Annotated in this window: 10 protein-coding genes; 6 read left to right on the top strand and 4 right to left on the bottom strand. The window is 56.2% G+C overall.

The window, feature by feature from the left end:
• The first annotated feature begins 45 nt into the window (after positions 1-45).
• Complete coding sequence (locus Mal65_RS19615) at positions 46-2073, top strand: matrixin family metalloprotease (protein WP_145301468.1); 2028 nt, start codon at positions 46-48, stop codon at positions 2071-2073.
• Here the strand turns inward: Mal65_RS19615 and Mal65_RS26650 are convergent.
• Positions 2058-2405 (bottom strand): hypothetical protein, encoded by a 348-nt coding sequence (locus Mal65_RS26650; protein WP_165701397.1) that lies wholly within the window; start codon positions 2403-2405, stop codon positions 2058-2060. The genes Mal65_RS19615 and Mal65_RS26650 overlap by 16 nt on opposite strands.
• Between Mal65_RS26650 and Mal65_RS19610 the strand changes: the two genes are divergently transcribed.
• Complete coding sequence (locus Mal65_RS19610) at positions 2400-4172, top strand: tetratricopeptide repeat-containing sulfotransferase family protein (protein ID WP_165701396.1); 1773 nt, start codon at positions 2400-2402, stop codon at positions 4170-4172. The two genes, Mal65_RS26650 and Mal65_RS19610, sit on opposite strands and share 6 nt — an antisense overlap.
• A gap of 16 nt (positions 4173-4188) precedes the next feature.
• Here Mal65_RS19610 and Mal65_RS19605 read toward each other — a convergent pair whose 3' ends face one another.
• From Mal65_RS19605 to Mal65_RS19595, 3 genes are all read right to left on the bottom strand, one after another.
• Positions 4189-4857 carry a zinc metallopeptidase gene (locus tag Mal65_RS19605; RefSeq protein ID WP_145301462.1) on the bottom strand — a complete coding sequence of 223 codons (669 nt, stop codon included), beginning with the start codon at positions 4855-4857 and terminating at the stop codon, positions 4189-4191.
• A 276-nt stretch (positions 4858-5133) separates the two neighbouring features.
• On the bottom strand, positions 5134-6765 hold the full coding sequence (locus Mal65_RS19600; RefSeq protein ID WP_165701395.1) for a sensor domain-containing diguanylate cyclase: 1632 nt from the start codon (positions 6763-6765) through the stop codon (positions 5134-5136).
• A gap of 57 nt (positions 6766-6822) precedes the next feature.
• Positions 6823-9612 (bottom strand): hypothetical protein, encoded by a 2790-nt coding sequence (locus Mal65_RS19595; protein ID WP_145301456.1) that lies wholly within the window; start codon positions 9610-9612, stop codon positions 6823-6825.
• A gap of 555 nt (positions 9613-10167) precedes the next feature.
• On the opposite strand from Mal65_RS19595, the gene Mal65_RS19590 reads away from it, so the two are divergent.
• The 4 genes from Mal65_RS19590 to Mal65_RS26645 all read left to right on the top strand — a co-directional run bounded on the left by Mal65_RS19590 (position 10168) and on the right by Mal65_RS26645 (position 17299).
• On the top strand, positions 10168-11577 hold the full coding sequence (locus Mal65_RS19590; RefSeq protein WP_145301452.1) for a chorismate transformation FkbO/Hyg5 family protein: 1410 nt from the start codon (positions 10168-10170) through the stop codon (positions 11575-11577).
• Positions 11578-11659: 82 nt separating this feature from the next.
• Positions 11660-13549 carry a DUF1553 domain-containing protein gene (locus Mal65_RS19585; protein WP_145301449.1) on the top strand — a complete coding sequence of 630 codons (1890 nt, stop codon included), beginning with the start codon at positions 11660-11662 and terminating at the stop codon, positions 13547-13549.
• Positions 13550-13632: 83 nt separating this feature from the next.
• A complete protein-coding gene (locus Mal65_RS19580; RefSeq protein ID WP_145301446.1) occupies positions 13633-14991 on the top strand; it encodes a DUF1501 domain-containing protein in 1359 nt (452 codons plus the stop codon).
• Positions 14978-17299 carry a peptidase gene (locus tag Mal65_RS26645; RefSeq protein WP_165701394.1) on the top strand — a complete coding sequence of 774 codons (2322 nt, stop codon included), beginning with the start codon at positions 14978-14980 and terminating at the stop codon, positions 17297-17299. The genes Mal65_RS19580 and Mal65_RS26645 overlap by 14 nt, the downstream gene beginning before the upstream one ends.
• Positions 17300-17372: the final 73 nt, after the last annotated feature.

Raw genomic sequence — 17372 nt, 5'->3', positions numbered from 1 at the left:
TCGTTTTTTGTCCACACCGCAATCGCGGAATGAAAGGAACCACCCTTGCCCGCCCCTAATCGACGACGCCAGATTCAATCACAGTTGTTGGAATCGCGTCGAATGCTTGCCGCGTTTGGAACGCCGTGGCCTGATCCATCCAGCCTGTCCATCAGTTTTGCCCACGATGGTTCGGATATTCACGGGCAAGGTAACGAAATTCATTCGCAACTTGACGCTCTGGCCGACCGCCAAGAGTGGCAGGAGTTGGCGCTGCGTGCTTTTCAAACCTGGTCATACGTCGCCGATATCAACGTCGCACTGACGAACGACGCGGGCGCCGATTTCGGAACGCCAGGACTGCTGCAAAATGATCCGCGGTTCGGTGAGTTTCGAATCGGATCGATTCCACAGTCCGGCGCCCTGGCCAACACGTTGCCCTTTCAAGTGATGGCGGGGACGCTGTCGGGTGATTTGTTGCTTAATTCCGCTACGAACTTCGTCTATCACGATTGGGCCGGCGGTGCATCGCCGGATCCCGCGCCGCCGGAATCGCCCCAACAGTTTGATCTGTTCAGCGTTTTCTTGCACGAAGCGGGCAATGCCCTGGGCATCGAGGATAATGACCTGACGTCGTCGGTCATGTTCCAAAACTACACCGTCCCCAAAGGAATTCTGACGGCCCAAGACATCGCCGACATCCAAGCATTGTATGGCCAGCGGTCCGACGACTATGAATCCGTTGACAACGGATCGTTATTGACGGCAAGCCTGATCGCGAATCCTGCCGGTTTTGATCCTGCGGGCCAGACCATCCGAGTGCGAGGAAGCTTGAAAGACGCGGCGGACGTCGACGTGTATCGGTACGTTCCCCTGTCGTTGTCTGGCGACGTGACGGTGACGCTTCAGGCTCGCGAAATCAGCTTGCTTCAAGGCAAGATTGAACTGCTGAACTTGACCGGGGGCGTTCTGGCTTCGGCCGAAGCCGATTCTGTTTTCGACAACGATGTGTCGTTGACCCTTGGCGGACTTTCCGCCCAACAACTGGCCTACATTCGCGTGACGGGAGCCAACGGCGATGTCTACAGCGCCGGTGACTATGACTTGGTCATCGACTACCGATCCGATACGGTCCAAGCATCGGACTTGGTGATACCCGCCTACGACAGTTTGGCCGAGCACCTGTGGCAAAACTTTGACCTGGTCGATGACGAAGTCGGTGCGACCGATGTGATCGCCGACGCCCTGCCCTTGCCCGTGATGCCTGGCGGGATCCAAAGTCATCGCCAGGAAGTCCTTTCGTCGGTCGGCGGTACCAATGACAGTGGTTCCGCCGACGTCGATATCTGGAAAGTGGCCGCACCGGCCACCGTCAGCGGCGCGATGCGTGTTTACCTGTCGCCGATCGGTGGCGATGCAGCGGCCGACTTGAAGATTCAAATTTTGGATGCCAGCGGTGCCACCGTCGGTGCGTCCGGACGCTTGGCGGCGGACGGAACTTGGACCTTAGATGTCGACCAGCCCACACCGGGGGCCGAGTACTTTCTGCGGATTTCGGTGGATCCCAGTTCTGCCGTGGATGTCGGCAACTATGTCGCGTCGGCCGAATTCACACCGGCGTTTACCGACGCACACCAGATGTTCTCGCGGACCATCCAACCGGGCGAAGATGAATTCGTCCGTTGGAACTTGCGTGAGTCGAAGATGTATCGCTTCGATTTGTCGGCAACGGCGGCATCTGACGATGCCGGCGTTCGACTGACCGTGTACGACGCCTTCACCAAAGAAGTTGTTTTGGTTGTCGGAGCGACCGCGGGCGGTTCACGTTCCGTTCACGCGATGTTGGATTCCGGTGACTATATCCTGCGATTTGCGGCGGTGTCACGTGGCGATGCTCCGGTGCAAGCGGTGGATGCGTCATTGTTCGTGCACGGCTTGTCTGATGATCAAGATCCCGGAAACGGATCGGATCCGGACGAAGGCGATTCGGATTACGATCCCTACTACTATTACGACGACTACGACTACGATTACGACTATTACTACTACTATTACGATCCGTTCGGGTACGACGACTATTATTCGTCCAATTGAAGGTCGGCCATATGAACGTGATGAATGGATCGGATGTGGGAGCGTCTGCTGGGCGTGATCGTCGTGGTGGGTTTGCAGCAACCTTGCCACAGTATCAGGCTGTGGGGCTCGATCAGTTGATCCAACAACTCTCGCAGCAGGTGGTTGCCAGGTATCGCACCTTGCAAGTTAACGATGGTGACGCTTCGGCGGCTGCGTTGACAGCGACAGCCGTCCACCAGCATGCGTGTCGGAGGCTCCGAAGAGATGCCGAATGCACAACCGCCTTGAACGTTTGTGCCGTTGATCTGTTGAGGCAAGGATACGGACGACGTGCAACGGAACTGTTGCATTCATCTCCGGGATCGCTGCACCACGACGATCATTCGTTGTTGATCGCTGCATTGGCATCGTTGGCCGATGGTGATCTGGCGACGGCCGAAACGATGCTGATTCGCTCCGTCGATTGCCAACCCAACCAAGCAATGGGCTGGTTGATGCTGGCGCGGATCTACCGCGATCAGGGGAATGCCGATCGTGCGATTGCATACTTCGAACGGGGCCTACTACTGGATCCCGAACACGGCGATGCCGCCATCGATCTGGCGCGGCTGTATGTCGGGCGGCGGCAGGTTTCGGCGGCCATTTCGACGTTGCGTCCCGCCCTGGCGCGGCATCCACGTTCCGCCGCATTGAACGAGACGTTTGCGGCGTTGCTGCTGCGACGTGCGGCATGGCTTCGCCGTTTGCGTCGGATCAATGCTGCAACAGAATTGTCGAAGAAGGCACTGCGGCATCTGCGGACTGCTGTTCAGTCACGTCCCACCGCCGAGTTGTGGGCACGGATCGGAACTGGTGAATTGAGGCGAGAGAACTTCGCCGCCGCACGTCAAGCATTCGAATCAGCATTGGCACTTAACCCGGATTTTCGACCGGCGGCGACGCGTTTGGCAACCTTGGACGTTGATCAAGGCAACATCGACGAAGCACGAAGCCAGTTTGATCGGCTGGTGCAGCAAGCCGATTCGTCGGCGTTGGCACACTTTCGGTATTCTCGAATTCGAAAATTCAAACCAAACGATCAATCGATTCGCTATCTAGCCGAGCTGCGTCGGCGTTTGGCAAAAGCAGAACAGCCGGCGGAACAAACCCAGTGGCTGTTTACCATCGCGAAAGTTTGCGATGACTGCGGTGATTTTGATCAGGCTTGGGACGCTTATCGACAAGCCAACCGGATCAAAATGCGTCGGATGCGTCCCGATGAATCAGGACGTATGGCCGGCATCGTTGATGATGCCATCGCGGCGTTTGATGCGGATACGTTGCAACGTTTTGCTGGGATCGGACACCTTTCTCAGCAGCCGATCTTTATCGTCGGGATGCCAAGATCCGGGACCACCCTGACCGAGCAAATCCTCAGCTGCCATTCGCTGATCGATGGCGCGGGCGAATTGAAAGATCTGGAAAGACTGCGTTGCCGAATGTTTCGAGCTTGGCACCAGCGAATGCAGTCAACGGGCTCGTTCCGCGGCCCGGTTCGTGCGGTCAAGTATCACAACGGGTTGCCCTATGCCCAGGCGAAGGACTTCAAGCAGCTTCAGAACGACTACTTGGAACAACTGTCGGGTCACCAAATCGATGGTCATTATGTGACCGACAAAATGCCGACCAATTTCATGCATCTCGGTCTGGTCGCCATCTGTTTTCCAAACGCACGCATCATCCACTGTCGGCGAGATCCGATGGACATTCTGGCTTCATCGATGTGCCAAAATCTAACGCCGCCATTTTGCGATCCAGAAACCTTGGCCGATTACTACGTCCAGTATTGCCGGATGATGGACCATTGGCGTCGGGTCATTCCCAACCGATTCGTCGAAGTCGACTACGAGAAACTGGTTTCGGACAGCGAAAATCAGATTCGGCGTGTGTTCACCGAACTTGAAATCCCTTTCCAAGACGCTTGTTTACGATTTCATGAAAATGGCCGATCGGTGCACACGCCGAGCAAATTTCAGGTGCGCCAACCGATGTACGGAACATCGATTGGCAAATGGAAACGCTTTGAACGTCAATTGAAGCCGATCGCCGAACGTCTTCAGCAGGCATCGACGGATTGACGCCGATGGCGGGATACTAGTCGCGACGGTTCAAAAGAATGAACAAGTAATACGCCAGTGTCATGACCGATTGCAGGGTCGCCGCCACATAGGTCAGTGCCGCGGCGTTCAGCACCTTCGACACGTACGGTAACTCTGCTTCAGCGATCAAACGCTGGTCGACCAACTGTTGCTTCGCTCGCGCACTGGCATCGAATTCGACCGGCAGATTAATCAGCTGGAAAAAGACCACGGCCGAAAACAGGGCGACGCCGATCCACGCCAGTGGTTGCGATCCCAACCAGATGCCGCCGATCAGCATCCAGACCCCGGCGCCACTGCCGAAGCTGGCCGCGGGAACCGCCAGATTGCGGATCACCAATGGTGCGTACTGTCGGGCGTCTTGAAACGCGTGCCCCGCCTCGTGGCAGGCGACGCCAAGGGCTGCCATGTTGCGTCCGTTGTAGACATCCGCCGACAGCCGGACCACTTTTCCGCGAGGATCGTAATGATCGCTCAGGTGACCGGGCACCATTTCGATCGGCACGCCTTGCAGTCCGCCGGAATCCAGCATGCGACGTGCCGCTTCGGCACCGCTCATTCGCGCCGGAACTTCGCTCATGCTGCTGAAGTTCGACTTGACTCGCCACTGGGCGTACAGACCCAAAAGAAACGGCGGCAAAACGAATAGGAAATACAGAAGCATCGGTTTTCAAGTTCCTTGCAGAACGGCTCAGGGCTGGAAGCGGCCAACATGGCAGCAAATGCAATTCAAACCAGTATCGAACGCAATTGGCGGACCAAAGGCTCGAGACTGCTGACCACCGGATCGACGATCATCCAAATTGTTATCGTCGGTGATCCATCCGTGGTTCGTAGCGATTGTAGCGCTCTTGGCTACAAAATGCTGCTGGGGGGCGTGATGGGCTCCCGGATTTTTGTCCGCCCGTGGTGCTTCCCACGGCCGTTGGTGGTCTTGCGATCAGTGAACGCCCGACTGGGCAACGGACGTGTCCACTTGGTTTGACGCGGGGGGGCGGTCTGCCAAAACACCCTGCAAGCGTTGCAGCGGCACCTGGGATTGGCCTTCCGCCTGTAGGTCGCGGACAAGCATCTGAACGGACTCAAGCAAGCTCGATTCGGCATCCACGGGGTCGACTTGATTCTCGCCCGAGATTGCCTCCGCCGTCCCTGGTGCCTCCTGGTGGTGGTTGTCGTTTTCACCCGCCGGCAATTCCGTTTCTTCGGGAAGTTCGGCGAAGGTGGTCACACGATTGCGGCCCGAGCGTTTGGAGTGGTAGAGCGCCTGGTCGGCTTGATCCAGCATCGTTTCCACCGAATCAGCTCCCAATGCATTGCTGGACACTCCCAGGCTTGCGGTCACCGACAACTGGTCGAATGCCAGCGATTCGATGGCTTCGCGATAACGCTGTGCGGCCATCTTTGCTCCTTCGATCGTCTCGAAAGGCATCGCGACACAAAATTCTTCACCGCCGTATCGGCAGACCAAATCCGAACCGCGTGCCATTTCCAGCAACGCGGATGAAACCGCAACCAAGACTTCGTCACCCACGGCATGCCCAAAGTTGTCGTTGATCGATTTGAAGTGATCAACGTCGACCATCATGCATCCGATCGAATGGCCATGTCGCGCGGCACCGGACCAGTGCGTTTCCATCTGTTCAAAAAAGGATCGCCGATTCAAACAGCCGGTCATCGGATCACGAGTCGCCAAGTATTCCAGTTGCTGATTCTTCTGTTCCAGACTGGTGACATCGGCCAGCGAGATCATGTAACCATGACACTGTTCGCCTTCGATGATACGACTGGCGTTGGGCTGCAAGATGCGTTCTTCCGAATCGTTGGGCGAAAGCCGCAACAAGTCGGCACTTTGGCGGCCTCCCGATGCCATGGCATCCAACAATTGGGTGAACTTGGCGTCGTCTTTGATGACCCAAGGAAGATCATCGATGTCTTTCCCGATAAGCTCGTTGACCACCGAGTCGCAAAATTCGGCAAACGGTTGATTGGCCATGCGGATGCGACCATCCATATCCGCAACGACAATTCCTTCGGCCATCGTGTCCAGTGCCGTGCGGACTCGTTCGGGGACCGCCCGCGATGGATCCAAATGCCGAAAACATCGACGCAGTAGAAGCAGGAAGCCCAGCAGATTCCCCAGCGTTGCAAGCAGCGTCACCTGAACCGACCGCAAACCAAAGAAGCCCAGCCAACCTTGGGCGACCAGGGGCCGAAACGTGACCTGCACATCGGCAAAGTGCCCGTCGCCTTGATAGACGGGAACTTTGATCTGCGTCGCGCCGGATTCATTATCACTGTCGGCCAACCAACGTTTTGGATGGCCCTCGGTTTCTGCAATCACTTCGCCATTGTCGGCAACACAGGCGGCCGACAAAACGTCCGAATCACGCTGGACCAACGCCGCTAGCGTGACCGCGATCGCATCGGTCTGGTCTCGGCTGGCAAACTGCGAACATGTCACCGCCACCATCTCCGACATTTCGGAACGTTGTCGTATGGTTTCTGCGGTTCGGTCGCCGATAACACCGCACATCCGCAGCATCAAAAGGACCGTCGCGGTCCACATCGCCATCGCAAAGGCGATTCTGGTGGTTGTTCCAAAATGTTGCATCGGATTAGCGGCCCATTATCAAAGCGGATGATCGGCGTGAAAGGTTCGGGCGATATCGGCCAAGGATTCTTGGTCGGCCATCAAGTCCGAGGGGACGGCGACCGTGGTCAACATGGGAAGCGGATCAAAGCCGACCCAAATCGGCACAGAAGACATCAGTTTGGTCAGCAGGACGCTTCCACGCAGCAGCCAAGCCAATTCGGCGATTGAGAAGCCCGTGGCCACGACGACGGCAGCACCGACAACCATTTCGACGTTGGCCGCCGCCAATTCCCGCTTGGATTGTTGTTGATCCAATTGCGCGAAGACTTGTTGGCTGTCGAAGCGCGGCTTCGCGTCGAACGAGCGATCAAGAAAGACTGCCGGACTGTTTGGCTGGGTGCCAGCATTCGACGTTTCAGCCAGCAGACCGATTGCGATTGACAAGGTTTGTTCACCCTCCGCCTGTGCAGCCGATTGACCGGATTGATGCGAAACCGCGGGGCCGTTGGGTATCGCCACCGCGGGGTCGGAAACAATGCGTGGCCGGACTCCATCGGTTTGGTTCGAAGGACGTCGATGGTTCAGACGGTCATGCTGGGTTGATTCTCGTTCCTGACCGAGCGATGGAAACGGGGAGGCCAACGGAGCGACAGATTTCTTCGGCCCGCCCGGACCCCGCCAAAGTGACTTTTCTTGCGACGTATCGTCCGCATCGTTGCGATTTTCAGATCGATTTCCCTCGGTCTCGTGAAGTTCCGTTGGCTCAAGGCCGCCGAAAGGCGTCAGTGCTGGTTCGAAGGCGGGGGATGCCGACAAGTCGGGCGTCATATTTCCCGGCGAAGCGTCTGTGGGCACCGCCGGTGCGGACGTCATCGTCGGCGATGGCGAAATCGGTGGAGCGGATTGATCGACTTCTTCGGTGGGGCTTTCTGACGCAGATACAGAATCAATCAGCGGATCGTCATTGTCGGTCATCTCGTTGCCGGAAACCGAAATTAGATCGACCGGAAGCCAGGTTCCGCTATCGAATTGAATCTCTTCCACATCGTGAACCGTTACCATGTTTCCGGAAGCGGTGTCGGTCAATTGAAAGACTCGGTCGACCTCGATCCAATCGGCGGTGAACTCCGCATGGTCTCGGGCGATCGTCCAGCGATCCCATCCGTCACCGGCAAAAACAGCATCCACCAACTGTGACGTCGAATCCGCCTGCAGCATGTCGTCATCATCGGTTCCGATCATGATGTCGATGCTTTCTTGAGCAGATTCTTCCGACATCGCGATCAGTTGCATCCGTCCCGACCAGTCTGATGATTCCTGCAAGCCGTAGATGGACACGGATTCAAACTGGTCACGTTGGATGATCCACGCATCGCCGGACTGTCGCATCGCACCGTCGACGATCACTGCGTCTGGTAATCCGTTCAGGACAAGGTTTTGCACCTGAGATTCGTAAGTGTCATCCAGGTCGAGATGCCACTGTGTTTCCGACAAGCGAATCTGTCGGGACATGATGGTCGGTGCGGTTCCGTCCAGATTCCATCCCGCCCAGTGGAATGCAAAGTGATTGGGGGACAGAGCGTCAATGCGCCCGTGGTGGTAGGGATGCAATCCGGATTCGTCCAAACGGATTTCTTCGCCCACCGTGGTTCCATCACCACGATAAATTTGGGCGTAGAAGCCACTGGTCGTGGTTTCACCGCGGAAGTAGGCGATCACAAAACCGTCTTTTGCAAAGGGGACGACTTCGGGTCGACCGTCAAAAGAATCTTGGAAACCGTCGACCAAGATCCACGGCAGTACGTTTCCTTTCGCATCCAGTCGACCGATGGCAGGCCACGATGTATCGCCGATGAATGCTTCACCCGGAAGCACCCAAGATCCATCGCCAAGGATTGAGGTCGGTCCCTCGGGGACAAAATCAGGGATGGAAAGTTCAATGGTTTCGTCTGCGCGATCGGTCCAGGCAATGAAAGCCGACCGTGTGGGCAACGTCGGTTGCGATGTGATGGCGCCGGTACTGGTCCAGTCGGGATAAGAATTCCACGCGACCACATGATCCGCAGACGGATGTGTCAGTAGTTGCAAGTCACCCAGAAAGGCATTCGCGTCACCTTGGCCGATCATCTCGGCGCTGCCGATCGGTTGGCCATCGACAGAAAGAAGTTGCCGATACACGGTGGACGATGCATGGTCCAACCAAGCGGTCACGTACTGGTCTGCGCCAGCAATAATCTGTGCTTCGATTCCACCCCACGTGTCCGTCGATTGATACAAGCGTTCGGCGGCGCGTGTGGCCAGGCCGTCGCGTGTGAAGTGTTGTGAAAACAGTTCGGTGTCAGTGGCCCATGTCACAACGAACGTGCCAGCGCCCTGGGATGATTGCCGTATAGAGGCACCGTTGAGATGAATGTAGGTGGTGGAGGTGTCAGTGACGTCCAATTCGACCAGCGTCATGACGTCGCCGCCGGGCTTGCCGTCGGCCAGCGTTTGCCGAGCCCGCAAATACCAGGGGCCGTTCACCGAACCGTCGACGAAGACCGTGAGCAGTGTCCCATCGTCAAAGGTAATCACCGCGACGTCGGATACTTCGATTTGCCCCAAGCCGGTGATGGTTGTTTCCGGCGACCTCAGCGGTGGCTGCGTGGATCTGGAATCAATCCGGATCGATTCGGCAAGTCCGCCACCATCACTGGTTCCGGTGACTGCCAATTCAACGGGGACTTGAGGGACGTCGACCGACGCATCGGTCGATTCAATTTCGGAATCCCAGCCGACATCGCCTGCACGGGGCAGTCGCGATTCCAAACGTTCTAATCTCGGCACGAACCGGTGACGTTGTGTCTTGATTTGTGTTCGTGGTCCCGACACGCGTCGCCCCCGACACCGATGGCAAAGTGAACAGAAAAATCCGGCCTAAGTTGTTTCGTGGGTGCCGCGGTGGGTGCGCGTTCACCGACGAAACTTAGGTCAGACTTTCGAGTGACGATGGACTTGCAGCTGAACTGCACGGCCGCCCGCCAATCCGTCGTCGATCAATCCGCACAAAACGAAGGATCGCTACCACAGGCATGGGCCGTAGCGATTGGCCTGCGTCAGTCGTTCGTTGTTCGAGCAGGCCCAGGGACGATTCAAAACGGACTTGGTGGAAACGTTTGGGAGACCACGGAATTCGGGTGCGGCAAAAAGCCCCTGCAGTTGCATTGTGGTGACCATTGTCGCGTCTTGGCGTTGTAACTACGGTCGAAGTTGAGTTCGAATGCGGTTGGAACAAGACGCAATGCGATCGCAGTGGCGTCGTGTTTCGCCTAACAGTCTCACCGGGACCACGAACCACACACCTTCCTCCCGCCCAGTGTGTCCCTTGACGGAATCAGTCCGATGAAACGAATTCAAACCAATGGCCGCCCCGCCGGCGCGATCCAGAACTCGGCGTTCAACAACCAATGGACTGGCGCGAATGCATCGATCACGTGTGATCGTTTGATGCCCAGTCGGCAGGTGCTGGGTGATTGCACGATGGGTTGCGTGTCTCGACCTGAAACCAGTCGCGAATCAGTCGAAGCAACGACACCGCCATGTTTGTTAAGTCGGCAGCAACACACGGTCATTGATCTACAGGACGTTCGTCGAATCGCCTTGATGGTGACACCGCAATGTGTGGGAACACCGATCGATCAAGCATGGGAGGCGGTGTCGACGATCCGCGCGATCATGCTGCAACAACCGGTCGCGATGACGGTTTCGATGCAAACGATATTCGTCAAATCGGCCGACTTGATACCGGCCATTCGTCGGCTGTTGGAATCCTATTTCATGGACACCATGCCCGCGACGACCTTCATCGTCCAGCCTCCGGCGGGCGGCCAGGCACTGGCGATCGAAGCGTGGGCGCTGGGTGGCAAGAACGTCGAAGTCGATTTTCCAACGACCGACATCGTCACGGTCCAGTACAACGACATGCGGTGGATTCACGTAGGCGGAATCGTCGCTCCGGAACACTTCCACGAATCGGCCTACGCCGAAGCCGAGTTTGTCTTTGCTGATCTTGCCGGACGTCTGGATCGCATTGGTGCCACCATGGCCGATGTGCCGCGGGTTTGGTTGTATCAGGACCAGATCGTGGAATTGGAATCCGGCACCGAACGGTATCGCGAACTCAATCGCGCAAGAACTGACTTCTTCGATCAGCAGAACGCCGCCGGTTTCATGAAAATTGGTGAAGCCGGCCAAGTCATCTATCCCGCTAGCACGGGAATCGGAATGACCGGTGGCGGGTTGACCGTTTCTGCGTTGGGTTTGCAGACCGATCGCGATGACATCGTGATTCGTCCGTTGGAAAACCCCAGTCAGACATCGGCATTCGATTATGACCAACGCTTTTCGTTGAAGAGCCCCAAGTTTGCCCGGGCCATGGCGATGTCGATTGATGATTACGTCACGACATGGGTTTCGGGAACGGCCAGCATCCTGGAAGCGGAAAGCGTTCATCTTGGTGACGCTGAAAAACAGACCGAACAGACCATCGACAACATCCAGCGTCTGATCAGTCCGGACAACTTGAAACGGCATGGTTTCGAAGGCGTTCATCCACAGCTTGCGGATATCGCCAAGCTGCGTGTGTACGTCAAGAACCCCGAAGACCAACCCGTGTGTGAAGCGGTTTGTCGGCGGCGATTTGGCAATGTTCCGGCCATCTATGCGATTGCCGATGTGTGTCGTCCTGAACTGTTGGTGGAAATCGAAGGCGTGGCCTTCACCAAACGCCAGCCCGATCCTGGCCAACACTGAATCCAACGCAGGCTTTCATGCAAACATCATCGTTTGACGCTTTGCGTGGTTGCCCCTGAATTGAAAAGGCAATGGGAATGTCATGAGTACCGAATCGATCGTGTCGACCGACATCAGCCCGTTTCAAATTCGAACGAAACCAAGACGTAAGCGTCGGCCCGGACGATGGGCTCGCGCTGTCAGTCATTGGATGTATTCGACGATCGCGTTTTCGTTGGCTCTAGTGTTGCTGGTTGTCTGGCTGCAGCGAAGTCCGCTTGATGTGGCGGCACCAGTGAACCCGGAAGATCAATTCAACGGTCCGAATCCAGGGGGGCCGGTTGGAAACGCGATGGTGCCCGCTGGGTTTCTAAGCGAAGTCACCAAGGGCGGTGGCAAAGTCGATCGAAGCAACCAGAAGTCATTGGGACGATCCTTGCCGAAGACGTTGTTTGATGGCAACACGTCGGAGAAGAACGAGGCCAAAGTTGCCGGCGTCGAATCCAAGAATGCCGGGCCGGCAGCACGGTTTGAAATCGTTAATCCGATCGACCGAATGATTCTCGCGTCTTTGCAACAGCAAGGGATTCAACCGGCAAACCGGTGCGACGACGCGACGTATCTGCGGCGAGTCTATTTGGATGTGTTGGGCACTCTGCCGACTTTGTCTGAGGTTCGTACATTTCTGAGCGATCCCGATCCCGAGAAACGTTCCAAGCTTGTCGATGCGGTCTTGCGACGTCCTGAATATGTGGACTACGCGACGATGCGTTGGTGTGATCGCTTACGAGTGAAGGCAGAGTTTCCCATCAACCTGTGGCCCAATGCGGCACAGGCTTACCACCATTGGATTCATCGTTCGATCGAAACCAACCAGCCGATGGACCGCTTCGCGAAAGAGTTGTTGGTCGCATCGGGCAGCAATTTTCGGTCACCGCCGGCCAATTTCTATCGCGCACTGCAGGGGAATGAACCCGGCGACATCGCCACGGTGGTCGCGTTAACGTTCTTATGTGAACGCCTTGATGAATGGCCGCAGGCAAAGCGAGAAGGATTCATTCAGTTCTTCTCCAAGGTCGGATACAAACCGACGGGTGAATGGAAAGAGGAAATTGTTTATTTCGATCTGCATCAAGCCGATGGTGAGCCGCCGCAGGATCTGAAGGCGATCTTCCCGGATGGAAAATCGGTGACGATTCCGCCCGATGTCGATCCGCGGTCGGTGTTCGCAGACTGGCTAACGGATCCACGAAACTCCGCATTTGCAAAAGGGATCGCGAATCGACTTTGGGCACACCTGATGGGACGTGGGATCGTGGAACCGGTGGATCACTTCGCTTCCGATCATCCACCCAGCCATCCCGAGTTGCTGGATTGGCTTGCCAAAGAATTGATCGATTCTGGGTATGACATCAAGCATTTGTATCGCTTGATTTTGAACAGTTCGACTTACGGGCAATCTTGTATTCCCAAAGGCGATAGCCAGCAGGCCGAACATTGGTTCGCTTGTTACATTCCGCGTCGAATGGATGCCGAGGTTTTGATTGATGCCATCTGTCAAATCACCGGAACTACCGAAACCTACATGAGTATCATTCCGGAACCGTATACGTTTCTGCCCACTGATCAACGGGCCATCAGCCTGCCGGATGGCAGCATCTCTAGCAGCTTTCTGGAGATGTTCGGAAGGCCCGCACGTGACACGGGGATGGCGTCGGAGCGAAATAATCGCTTAACGGCCGCGCAGACTTTGCACCTGCTGAATTCGAATCACATCCGTGACAAATTGAAGAAAGGGCCTGCGGCAGCAAAGTTGTACAAAGGAAAAACGCCCGCGCCGCAGCGTTTGAATCAGATTTACATGACAGTGCTGTCGCGACGCCCCAGCAACGATGAGGTCATGCTTGGGGAACCCTTGTGCAGTTCCCCCACCAGTGGCCGTGATTTGATCTGGGCATTGGTTAACTGTGATGAATTTCTATTTCGACACTAAGTATGTGGAATCCACTGGACGCCAGAACTGTGAAGTCGTTGGGACAGAAAACAACCGATCGAAAATGAAATGAAAGACTTGCCATGAATCGATATGATCATCGCTACGGTTTGGATATGGGGCTGACACGTCGGCAGATGTTGCATTCGGGGGTTTTGAGTTCTGCAGGATTCATGTTGGCGTCCAGGCTTTATGCGGCAGCTGCCAGCGGTGGTGTGCTGCAGGAAAATGCCAAAGCCAAGGCGGTCATACAGGTTTGGCTTGCGGGTGGGCCGTCCCACACGGACACCTTTGATCCAAAGCCGGATTTGGGTTCCGAATACACGGGACCGCTAAGTGACATTTGCGAAACCAACGTGCCAGGGATTCAGATCGGACAGTCGTTGCCCGAGCTGGCAAAGATTGCCGACAAGTATTCGCTGATCCGCAGCATGACACATGGCCAAAACGGTCATGAAACAGCATCCTATCTAACGCAAACCGGTCGCATGCCGGGGCGAATCGTGCATCCGGCTGCGGGTGCGGTGGTCAACGCCATGACCGATCAAAAGACCGATGGCGGATCATCTAGCCTGATACCTCCCTACGTCGTGCTGACCCGTCCCCAGGGTCGTTTCTCCGAAGCGGGGTTCCTGGGGATCAAATACAAGCCTTTCGCAACCGGCGGTGATCCGAATGCACAGCGATTCGCCGTCGAAGGTATCGTTGCGCCGGACTTGAACGAAAATCGCCAATTGCAACGTCGTGAATTGCTGAGCCAGTTGAATTCGTTGCCAGATCGAATTCAGCATTCAACCACGCTGGCGTCGGCAGCCGAATCACGCGATCAGGCCTATGACATGATTCTTGGTGACACGGGCAAGGTGTTTGATCTGAACCAAGAATCGGATGACATACGACAACGTTATGGTCGCACACGATTCGGTCAATCGTGTCTGGCCGCCCGACGTTTAGTGGAGAATGGATCCAAGTTTGTCACCATCAATGACGGTGGATGGGATACCCATAAAGACCACTTCGGTGTGATGCGGCGAAAGCTTCCCGATCTGGACCGCGGCTTGTCCGCACTGATCAGCGACTTGGATCAACGCGGCATGTTGGATAGCACCATTGTGTGGTGCATCGGAGAGTTCGGCAGGACACCCAAGGTTGCGATGGAATCACCGTGGAACGGCGGGCGGCACCATTTCGGCGCCGTTTTTTCCACGCTGGTTGCTGGAGGCGGATTTGTGGGCGGCCAGGTTCTAGGGCAGTCTGATGCCAAGGGCGAAACCGTTGCCGATCGTCCGGTGTATCCGACAGATCTGATCGGAACGATGTATGAATTGCTGGGGATCGATCCAGAGGCAACACTGCCGCATCCCCTGGGGTACCCGGTTCGCATCACTCCGGGACAAGACGAAGGATTGGATTCGGGAGGCCGGCTTGATGAACTTGTATAGCATTCCTCGTGGATTTGGACTGGCTTTGGCCGCCCTCTGGATGCCATCGGCGACGGCGCAGCCGGTCCCCAAGAAACCCCATTTGGCTTACGTTTTCCCGGCCGGGTGCCAGCAAGGCCAGACTTGCGAGGTTGTCGTCGGTGGTCAGTACCTGAAGTCGATTGAATCCGCTGCCATCACCGGTGAGGGCGTCACGGTGGAGGTCGTCAGCTACTATCAGCCTTTGACCGATGGCCAGTTCAATAGTCTGCGTCGGACCTTGGACACCATTCGCGATCGACTGACCAAGCAGCGAGAAGCGAAAGGATTGAATGGCAAGCCGCCAGAAGAAGAGGTGATCAAAGAAGCTGGTTTCACCGACGAACAGTTGGAACAGATGGAACTGTATCGTCAACGTCGTCGTGATCCACGTCGGCAACCGAATGAGCAACTGGACGAGCAGATTCGTGTGAAGGTCACCGTGGCCGACAATGCTGACGTCGGAAAACGGCAATTGCGACTGGCGAAAGATCCGTTGGTTTCCGACCCGATCTGGTTCCACATCGATCGGTATACGGAAGTGGTCGAACACGAACCCAATGACGACGATCCTGAATACCTGTCTCGGTCGATGCCGCTGAACATCAACGGCCAGATTTTCCCCGGCGATCGTGATCGGTTTTCGTTTGACGTCCGCCGTGGTCAGAATCTGGTCATCAAGGCATCGGTTCGCGACGTGATTCCCTACTTAGCGGATGCCGTGCCTGGCTGGTTTCAGGCGGTCATGGATCTAAGAGATTCTGATGGAAACGAAGTCGCGTATTCCGATTCATTTTTCTTTCATCAAGACCCGGTGATGATGCATCGTGTTAGTCGTGATGACACTTATACCCTGACGATTCGAGACTCGGTGTACCGAGGACGCGAAGACTTTGTTTATCGAGTCACGGTGGGCGAGATACCGTTCGTCACCGACTATTTTCCACTGGGGGCCACGGCTGATTCGGACGTCACCGTCCGTCTGCGCGGGTGGAACCTGACCAATACAACGGCGACGATCAAAACCAAATCACGGCGAAACATCGACGGTCCGCAAGTATTCACCGTACGGCAAAACGACGGAACGAAGGTTTCGTTGCCGCTGCGTGTCGATCTTTGGCCGGACGTCGACGAAGCTGAATCGAACGATTCGCCTGATGAAGCACAGCCCATCAAGCTGCGCACGGCGATCAACGGTCGAATTGATCGGCCCGGGGACGTTGATATGTACCGATTGCCCGGGGGCGGCCGCATTACCGCCGAGGTGTATGCCAGACGATTGGGATCGCCGTTGGATTCGGTGCTTTCTGTGCTGGACGCCGAAGGAAATGTGCTTGCGTTTGCCGATGATTTCGAAGATCGTTCACACGGGCTTTTGACCCACCAGGCCGATTCGCATTTGGAAGTTTCGCTGCCCGCTGGTGGTCCCTACTATCTGCGGTTGATGGACACGCAGCGCAATGGGGGCCCTGAGTATGCTTATCGGTTGTGCCTGCGAGCTCCCGAGTCAAGTTTCCAATTGCGAGTGACGCCCGGCACCATTGCCGCGCGACCAGGCCAAGTGGTTCCGATCGACGTGCACGTCATGCGAACCGATGGGTTTGATCAACCGATTCAATTACAATTGGTGGACCCGCCCGAGGGGTTGGTCTTGAACGGCGGAATCATTCCGCCTGGCTCGGACCGCGTGACGGCAACGTTGACGATGCCAGCCAAGCCTGATGCCAAATCCGTCTCGCTGCACATGAAGGGGATTGCGGCACGACGTGGTCGCGGACGAACAAACGTCGAATCCGTCGCGGTCGCTTGCGAAGATCGAATGCAAGCGTTCATTTGGCATCATTTGATTCCATTGGATCAATGGAGTCTGGTGATGACCGGAAAACGTACCGGTTGGATCCCATTCCGTGTTCAGGTGCCACCGGGCCAACCGCTTCCGTTGGCGGTCAAGGGCAAGGTGACTGTTCCCGCGGTCATGCATCAGAAAAATGTGCAGCCATCCCAAATCACTTTAGAACCAGTCGATGCACCGGAGGGTATCGCGGCTTCGCTGGTTGATACCGGTCGTGGCCAACTGGGTTTAGAAGTCGATACTACGGCCTGTGATTTGACAGATGGGGATGCGGGCAACTTGGTCTTTCGCGTCATCCGTGAAATCATGCCACCGAAGACCGAAGCCAACCCGAATCCAAAGATCAGACGCCAAGACATTGGGCTTTACCCTGCCGTGCCGTTTGAGGTTTCCAAATCTCGAACGCGACCCCAACGACGCGTTGCGTCGCGAAACTGATTTCGCGAACGGATTCACCTGGGTGTCTTTTTACATAACCGGTAAGACGTCCAGGTGGGCGACTGCACGGGGG

It is taken from the genome of Crateriforma conspicua, assembly GCF_007752935.1.
Lineage (GTDB): Bacteria > Planctomycetota > Planctomycetia > Pirellulales > Pirellulaceae > Crateriforma > Crateriforma conspicua.
The sequence above is the reverse complement of the archived record's forward strand: the minus strand, read 5'-3'. Positions and strand labels throughout refer to the sequence as shown.

Coding starts and splice junctions, on each gene's coding strand:
- Mal65_RS26650 (WP_165701397.1), bottom strand. CDS start 2,405: ATGCAACAGTTCCGTTGCACGTCGTCCGTATCCTTGCCTCAACAGATC.
- Mal65_RS19605 (WP_145301462.1), bottom strand. CDS start 4,857: ATGCTTCTGTATTTCCTATTCGTTTTGCCGCCGTTTCTTTTGGGTCTG.
- Mal65_RS19600 (WP_165701395.1), bottom strand. CDS start 6,765: ATGGCGATGTGGACCGCGACGGTCCTTTTGATGCTGCGGATGTGCGGT.
- Mal65_RS19590 (WP_145301452.1), top strand. CDS start 10,168: ATGAAACGAATTCAAACCAATGGCCGCCCCGCCGGCGCGATCCAGAAC.
- Mal65_RS19585 (WP_145301449.1), top strand. CDS start 11,660: ATGAGTACCGAATCGATCGTGTCGACCGACATCAGCCCGTTTCAAATT.
- Mal65_RS19580 (WP_145301446.1), top strand. CDS start 13,633: ATGAATCGATATGATCATCGCTACGGTTTGGATATGGGGCTGACACGT.
- Mal65_RS26645 (WP_165701394.1), top strand. CDS start 14,978: ATGAACTTGTATAGCATTCCTCGTGGATTTGGACTGGCTTTGGCCGCC.